At 44.9% G+C, this 1,913-nt stretch carries 2 protein-coding genes; one reads left to right on the top strand and one right to left on the bottom strand.

What is annotated here, in order from left to right; all coding sequences use genetic code 11:
- On the bottom strand, window positions 1-298 hold a 298-nt coding region (locus BCT81_RS28735; RefSeq protein ID WP_133152772.1), incomplete at its 3' end, for a YdcF family protein.
- A 307-nt stretch (window positions 299-605) separates the two neighbouring features.
- Here BCT81_RS28735 and BCT81_RS28730 point away from each other — a divergent pair.
- Window positions 606-1,913 (top strand): L-serine ammonia-lyase (locus BCT81_RS28730; RefSeq protein WP_102426639.1); only part of this gene is annotated, 1,308 nt, incomplete at its 3' end.

The raw sequence follows: 1,913 nt of genomic DNA, 5'->3' as shown, positions 1-1,913 counted from the left end.
GGATGTTTTCTACAGTATTGGTTGAATGCTGCTCTAATAAAATCGCTCCCAGAGTAAACGGGACTTCGCGGAGGCTTTCCAACTCTCGAAAGTATCGGTGCATCGCATCGGCTTCCGAAACACTCTGCCCTTTGGTTACCCCACCACAAAAAGCGACCGCTGTGTACGAGTGAGACTCTATGCTCAAGGACTCCGCTAGGTACTTCACCAAGGCATCAACTCGACTGATTCCTTCCTCAGTCAATTCATTCTCATTAAGCCGTTTACCCAGCACAATAAGGAGGTTATTAATGCTCATTTTATGTTCAAGTCTCGTTTTGGGGATTAGATGGAGTGAATTATGTATACAATACTTGTTAACAAAAGTATTTTGAAATTCTTATAAGTTACTCGCAGTAATGCTCACTATTGCAGAGCGACATGACAAGTAACTCGAGAATCAAAGTGCAGCTTCAAAGCAAAATAGCACGCTCTTGGGTTTCTCACGACTACGTTGGTTAACGTTAGTTTTAAACAGAGAACGCTTTCACACAAATAAGTGAAACGAACAAAATACAAATTTTACACAGAGTTCGTCCATCGAACCGTCTTCACAGGAAGTTACTATGCTGTCTATTTTTGATATCTATAAAATCGGGGTTGGGCCTTCCAGCTCCCACACAAATGGACCAATGATCGCAGGGTTTAATTTTACCCAAAAGATTGAATCTGTACTTGACCAAGTTACCCGTATTCAAATCGACTTGTACGGCTCACTATCATTAACAGGTATCGGCCACCACACTGACCGCGCAACCCTGTTAGGTCTGCTTGGCAACCGCCCAGATACCATAAAAATAACCAGTGCTAACCTAGCAATGCGTAAAGCGATTGAAGACAAGTCTCTTATGGTGAGCGGTCATCATGAGATCCACTTCGATGTTGAAAGCGACTTACTATTCCACAAAACCAACCTGCCGCTTCATGAAAACGGTATGACGATCTCTGCGTTTGATACGAACGGTAAACTTCTGGATATGGAGACCTACTACTCCATTGGTGGCGGTTTCATTGCAACTGCAGGTGAGCTACAAAACGGCAAACAAGAGTCTGAAACCCAAGTTGAGTTCCCTTTCTCATCGGCTGATCAACTCCTTGAACTGGCTGACAAAAACGGAATGAGCCTTGGCGGCTTAATCCTGCGCAACGAAGTATCCTTTCAAGATATGGAAGCCATTGACCAAAAAGCAGACCAGATCTGGAAGGTGATGTCACTGTGTATGCAGCGCGGCTTTGATACAGAAGGCATTCTAGATGGTGGCCTTGAAGTCACACGTCGAGCTCCTGCTCTTTTGAAAAAACTAGAAGCGAATGCCTCCATTGAAAACGATCCTATGGAGATCATGGATTGGATTAACCTATTTGCCTTTGCCGTGAGTGAAGAGAATGCTGCTGGTGGTCAAGTAGTGACATCACCAACGAATGGTGCGGCTGGCGTTATCCCTGCTGTTTTAATGTACTACCATCGCTTTATCAAAGAGCTTGATACTAAGCAGCTCAAAGATTTCTTAGCGGTATCTGGCGCTATCGGTATTCTATATAAAACCAATGCGTCGATTTCGGGTGCCGAGGTAGGTTGTCAAGGCGAAGTCGGTGTATCTTCTTCAATGGCAGCTGCAGGCTTAACGGCCCTTCGTGGTGGTAGCAACGAGCAAATCTGTATTGCAGCTGAAATCGCGATGGAGCACTCGCTAGGCATGACCTGTGACCCAATTGGCGGCCTGGTTCAAGTACCATGTATTGAGCGTAATGCGATGGGCGCAATGAAGGCGATCAACGCATCACGTATGGCACTAAAACGTACAAGTAAGTGTCTTATCTCGTTAGACAAAGTTATCGAGACCATGTACCAAACAGGTAAAGACATGAACAAG

Origin of the sequence: Vibrio sp. 10N.261.52.A1, from assembly GCF_002876325.1 — a bacterium.
In the GTDB taxonomy this organism is placed as follows: domain Bacteria; phylum Pseudomonadota; class Gammaproteobacteria; order Enterobacterales; family Vibrionaceae; genus Vibrio; species Vibrio chagasii.
The sequence above is the reverse complement of the archived record's forward strand: the minus strand, read 5'-3'. Positions and strand labels throughout refer to the sequence as shown.